Raw genomic sequence first — 5419 nt, 5'->3', positions numbered from 1 at the left:
CTTTTCCACGGCACGGGCAACCAGCGGTTCCACCTGAATAGTTGCATCAATTGCACCATTACTAAGCGCGATATTCATGTCAGCCCAACTCAAATTGACAAACTTTACATCATCCAGACCCAGGCCGGCTTTTTGCAAATATTTTTCAACAACGATTTCCTGCGACACACCGCGCGCTGTCAGGGCTATCGTCATGCCTTTCAGGTCTTTTAAATCCCTGTAACGTCCACTATCGATATGCGCTTTTCGCACGATCAACGCCAGGTAACCGTGGTCCGGTGTAACAGTGCCTTTGTCCGCCACCACTTTCAATGGAATATCGTTAGCGATAGCATTGTACAAACCGGCATTGAGATTACCGCATCCCACCATAAGTTGACCGGTGGCGAGGAACGGAATCATCTGCGCGCCTGCGCGAGGAATCTGTTTCATCACCAGGTTGATGCCCTGCTCCTCGAAATAACCTTTCTCGTACGCAATGAATAATCCTGCTGTACTCATTGCCGGTGTTATGCCAATGGAGACATCCTGTAAAGTATTTGCCTGGCTATTGATAGTACCAAAAGTAAAGATACCCAAAAGTAGTAGCAAACGAAAAGTATATTTAGTCATTGGTTTCCTCACGTCAGAAATTTACTGGTTCCTAATATAGCGAGGGGTGGGATTTATAGACGCTTGCACATTGAGTCATTAATTGCTCAACAATTGGCTACTGAGCAATTTACTACCATGTTACTAGCACATTACTAACACGCTTATGCACAATCCATTTAGCTTGCACGAGCGTGTATGTAGGTGAGATGCATCCGCCCCCTCATCTCACATGTGCAATCAAGTGTAATGAGGAACACAACATCACACAACATGATCTAGATCATGTTTTTAAGGCTATCAGTTATTTGATGCATACTTTCCCTGTCGTTGCTTGACCCTACCGGTATTAGGTATAAATTATGGCTTGAAGCAAAAATCAGTGTAAAATCAGCCATCAAAATACGGATCAAGCTACACTATATAACTATACAATCACGCGAAACTACTGCTAATTTATCGAATATAACTGTTGATATGGACTTCCCGAAAGATTGCCAACAATGCCCGGTTTGGAAAAAAAGTTTGTTCAGAGATTTCGATGAGGACTTAATTCACTGGATCACGGAAAAAAAGAAGACTGTTAAACTGTCGAGGAAAGATATTCTTTTTAGTCAGGGGCAGGATGTCGACGGTATATATTGCCATTTGAATGGTCTGGCCAAAGTGGTTCAGAAGGACTCGGAAGGCAATATTCGTTTTTCACGTCTTGTATTGCCAGGTGATACCTCCGGTCACCGCAGTCTTTTTATTGAAACTCAATACAAGGGAACAGCCAATGTTATATCGGATAATTTGCAGGCCTGTTATATACCAAAAACAGACATTTTATATTTGCTCTCCAACAATGCAGCCTTTGCTAAAAACCTGGTAGTTAAAATATCCTCCGAGCTCATTAGATCCGAAGAAGAGCAAATATCGGTCAGGGAAAAAACCGTTCGCGGCCGCCTGGCGCAACTACTCTGTGAGCTTTGTGATACCCATGCAGAACAGGTCAACGACAACCAGTTCCTGATTCAATCGGAAATCACCAAGGTAGATATCGCGAATGTACTATCCGTGGCCAATGAGACGATTATTCGACTGATGTCGGAAATGAAAGCAGAAGATTTGATTGAATATCAGAACAAAAAAATGCTCATCAAAGACCTTAACCAGCTACTGGAAATTTCCAGATTGTAGAGCAATTTATCAGACTGTTAATCATTTGGGTAACCGCATGTCGGAATCTTCATAGGTACCCTGTTTTGCATCCAGATGACACGCCGGGCAATTTGATTTGCTTTTTACTTTTTTATGCTTCCAGTAAGCGTCTTTTATATCTTCGTGCTTCATTTCCCAGTAATGGGTTTCAGTAACACGTATGGGGATTTCGTTTTCCGGCGTGTAAAATAGAATTTTTCTTGCAGGTTCGGTTAAATTACTTTCCGCAGGATACTTGAGATGAAACGCCAATAGTTCCTCAATTGTCTCATCATCCAGATCCAGGTCATCACCAAAATGTTCATGCTGTTCTGCAAAAATCCGACGCCAGGATCGTTCCGGCAGGAGAGTAGGATGAAACGCGAAATGACATTCACCGCATTCCTCACGCCACAAGGCATTATCCGGAAGTTCAGGGCCCTTGTAGGGTTGATAAAGCTCATCGGCAGTTTCGACCAGGTAGCCCCTGAAGTACACTAATGAACTGATACAAATAAAAGTCACAATGGTTAATCCAAGCAAGTGATGACCGTGTACCCCTGGAACACCAGCATCAGCCTCCTTATGGCCGGTAATCATGGCCCAGATCAGGTTATCTTTGTGAATAAGGCTCTCAATGATAACACCCGCTAAATGGATAACCACTAGACCCAACATGGCCCATGCAACGTAAGTATGAATTTCACGAGAAATAATGCCAATATTATAACTAATCTTTCCCGCCAGCATTCCATGTCCTTCTTCCCCGCCCAGGGTTAACACGCCCGTAATGCCAACAGATAATCCAAGTGCTAACATGAAAAAGATCGCCCAGCCACCTGCTGGATTGTGCCCTATATACCTCATGGCTTTTCCATTTAACATGGATAACAAATATTCTGTGACTGATTTAAAATCGTGGGCAAAAGTATGAAAACGCGCATAGTGGGTACCAATGAATCCCCAAAGCAGGCGGAATATCAATAATCCCAGGAAAACATACCCTGAAAATACATGAACATAAAGAAAGCGGTTATCGTCGTAGGTTAACCAGGCGACTGCAAAAGAGGCGACGACCAGCCAGTGAAACACTCTGGTTGGTAGATCCCAGATATTAACGCGCGAAGAATCGCTCATTGATAAGACTACAGAAACATTATTTTACATCAACTACACATTTCACGTATAGAATACCGGTTTGACATAACTTACCAGGTATTATATCCGTGGCCAGGAATATAAACGGTATCATCGTCAAAATCTGCTTCCTTAGCTTTTTGATGACATTTGTCACAATAACTCAGTGACTTGACCTTTTTGCTTTTGGAAACGACATCGTCATAGACACCCTGGTGCTTTGACTTAATGTAAGGCACTTCCGTAATTCGTAATGGCGCTTCACCTTCTGGAAGTGATGCCATGATTTTTTTGGAGCGTTTATAACGTGATTTATCAGCAGAGTTAGCGACGAGGATGTCAAGTAACTGTTTGCGTGTTTGCTCATCCAGCTCGGCATTTTCTTTAAAGTGATCTTCCAGCGCTTTCGCATCCATTAACTTATGCCATGATGCTTCCGGCAACCAGCCAGGTTGGTAGGCGAAATGGCAGGAGCCGCATTCTTCTTCGTAGACGGCGTCGGTTATCGGAGCAACCTCTTTCATTCTTTTAAAAGAAAAAAACCATGACCAGTAACCTTGCTTCTCCGCATGTGCGACGGAAGCTCCGAAAAGCGCCAGGCAAAGTAACAATAATAATTTGGTAATATTCTTTTTCATAGTCTCTATCCGATCAGCTATTGTTGGGAAAGATACAGGAGAAAATCGCCTTTTTCCTGATTTGTACATTCACGTCCATAGGTCCACTTACAATTACGCTTAAACCACTTTTTAATTTTCTTCAACTCGGTAAACCGCTCTTTATTTACTGACGGTGCCATAGGGTCTATTTTTTTACCGGTTTTGACATGCTTGCCTGGCTTGGTGAAATCCTTACCATGACACGCATTACAATCCCTTTCCTTGCCATCTTCAGCGATAACTTTCTTATTCCACATTTCCTTACCGCGTTCTGCATTAAAGGTCAGGTTTTCTGAGCCCTTGTACAAATTGAAAGCCTGTTCCAGTGCGGTTTCAGCCAGCGTTACCTGACTGAAAAACAATATCAATACAGCTAACATCGTTCTCATATAAAATTTCCTGCAGTATATTAGTGTTAACTTTGACCGAGTGGTTTACCAGGTGTACTTGACGCCCACCATCATAGCGATCGTACCAAGCGCACCAAATGTTGCATGTGGTACATCAGGGCCTGTAGCTGCCGCTGCCGTAATTGCCACCGCGCCCAGACCTGCCCATAAGGCGTGCAAGTTATCGGGATCTTTGATTCCGCCAGCCATGCTAATGTCTTCATAGTGATAGGCGAGTCCGGTTCCCACTGCACCTAATGCGAGTGCGGCCGAAGTTAATGCCAGGTATTCATGCGCGCCATCTTCTTCTTTTGGGGCAACGAGAGTAAGTAACGCTGCACCGATAGAACCAATACCGAGATATTTGTGTATCTTGTTGCCAGTAAAAGTACGATCTTTATATTCGCCAGCCGATGTTTCTTCCGTGCTGGTCATCTTCTTCGCTGTCTCCTGTTCGGCGGCAGCCAGTAAAAGCGGCGAACCATACATGTTACTGCTTTCGGACTCGGAGGAATAAGTGATTGCAGACTTTGGTAAGCTTAAGTCCAGAGCATATATATTGGTTGTCGAGTTTGCCTGTTCTACGGCGCCAGCATGGGCGTAGGGAAATCCCAGGCAAAGGCTCATACCACAAACTATCAAATATCTAAACATGGTATCCCTCATCATATATTGGTGTTATGAATTTAGTTACAAAGCAATACTATTATCGTTGCAGTTTTCAGTTGATAAAGTGAGTAGCTGGATTTGAAATTCTTTCTGTGATTGGAAAATTTAACCGTTGGATATCCTAAATTCATCTCATGGCGCGATTATGAAGAAAGTATATGTACGTAACATTGTTCCAGATCAAAATCGTTACACTATTTTACAATTCTTCAGCATACTGATTTATCATCAAAAACAATAATGGCTATCGAGCTGCTGTAATTTGTATCTTATAAATTCAGTGCACGTTAATGTTTTGTTAAGACCAGACAAAACTTTCCTGTTAGGTTGCAAGCTTTACCCAGCTCCCAATCAATTGCTGGTTCATCTGGGAGTTTATAAAAATGGTCAAATGACATTCTTATATACGCCAAAACAGATTACTATTTATTGTGTTAAGGAAATGTTAAGTAGGACGCCGATTTCAGGCGGGTTAAACGTGCTATTCTTAACATTTGCTTAACGTTTGGGTAGATAGACTTTTATTCGATGAAACTGTTAATCGTAGAAGACAACAATGACCTGGCTGCCAATCTGGGCGATTTTCTAGAACTGCAGGGTCATATAGTTGATTTCGCCAAAGATGGTGTAACGGGTCTACAAATGGCCTCCACCAGGGAATTTGATGCCATCATCCTGGACATTATGTTGCCAGGAATAAGTGGGCTGGAAGTATGCGAACGACTACGAAAAGTCGCAAAAAAAGCCACGCCGGTACTGATGTTGACAGCCAAGGACACGGTAGAGGACAAG

General features: G+C 42.9%; 7 protein-coding genes. 2 read left to right on the top strand and 5 right to left on the bottom strand.

The window, feature by feature from the left end; all coding sequences use genetic code 11:
• Window positions 1-612, bottom strand: a 612-nt coding sequence (locus tag ACWVCM_RS16290; RefSeq protein ID WP_455202827.1) for an ABC transporter substrate-binding protein, incomplete at its 3' end; no start/stop codon positions are given.
• A 504-nt stretch (window positions 613-1116) separates the two neighbouring features.
• Here ACWVCM_RS16290 and ACWVCM_RS16285 point away from each other — a divergent pair.
• A complete protein-coding gene (locus ACWVCM_RS16285) occupies window positions 1117-1773 on the top strand; it encodes a Crp/Fnr family transcriptional regulator (protein ID WP_455202826.1) in 657 nt (218 codons plus the stop codon).
• A gap of 21 nt (window positions 1774-1794) precedes the next feature.
• On the opposite strand, the gene ACWVCM_RS16280 is transcribed toward ACWVCM_RS16285, so the two are convergent.
• The 4 genes from ACWVCM_RS16280 to ACWVCM_RS16265 all read right to left on the bottom strand — a co-directional run bounded on the left by ACWVCM_RS16280 (window position 1795) and on the right by ACWVCM_RS16265 (window position 4612).
• Window positions 1795-2910: a cytochrome b/b6 domain-containing protein gene (locus ACWVCM_RS16280; protein ID WP_455202825.1), complete on the bottom strand. Its 1116-nt coding sequence runs from the start codon at window positions 2908-2910 to the stop codon at window positions 1795-1797.
• Window positions 2911-2981: 71 nt separating this feature from the next.
• Entirely contained in the window at window positions 2982-3548 is a 567-nt protein-coding gene (locus ACWVCM_RS16275; RefSeq protein WP_455202824.1) for a hypothetical protein, read from the bottom strand.
• A gap of 17 nt (window positions 3549-3565) precedes the next feature.
• Entirely contained in the window at window positions 3566-3958 is a 393-nt protein-coding gene (locus ACWVCM_RS16270; protein WP_455202823.1) for a DUF1924 domain-containing protein, read from the bottom strand.
• A gap of 45 nt (window positions 3959-4003) precedes the next feature.
• Entirely contained in the window at window positions 4004-4612 is a 609-nt protein-coding gene (locus ACWVCM_RS16265; protein WP_455202822.1) for a hypothetical protein, read from the bottom strand.
• Window positions 4613-5155: 543 nt separating this feature from the next.
• Here ACWVCM_RS16265 and ACWVCM_RS16260 point away from each other — a divergent pair.
• Window positions 5156-5419: response regulator (locus ACWVCM_RS16260; protein ID WP_455202821.1), on the top strand; the 264-nt coding region annotated here is incomplete at its 3' end.

The organism is Kaarinaea lacus, assembly GCF_975902315.1.
Note: the sequence above shows the minus strand (reverse complement) of the source record. Positions and strands in the feature narration are given on the sequence as shown.

What these genes read in the sequence shown, in the direction of transcription:
- ACWVCM_RS16280 (WP_455202825.1), bottom strand. Translation starts at nt 2,910, where the DNA reads ATGAGCGATTCTTCGCGCGTTAATATCTGGGATCTACCAACCAGAGTG.
- ACWVCM_RS16275 (WP_455202824.1), bottom strand. Translation starts at nt 3,548, where the DNA reads ATGAAAAAGAATATTACCAAATTATTATTGTTACTTTGCCTGGCGCTT.
- ACWVCM_RS16270 (WP_455202823.1), bottom strand. Translation starts at nt 3,958, where the DNA reads ATGAGAACGATGTTAGCTGTATTGATATTGTTTTTCAGTCAGGTAACG.
- ACWVCM_RS16265 (WP_455202822.1), bottom strand. Translation starts at nt 4,612, where the DNA reads ATGTTTAGATATTTGATAGTTTGTGGTATGAGCCTTTGCCTGGGATTT.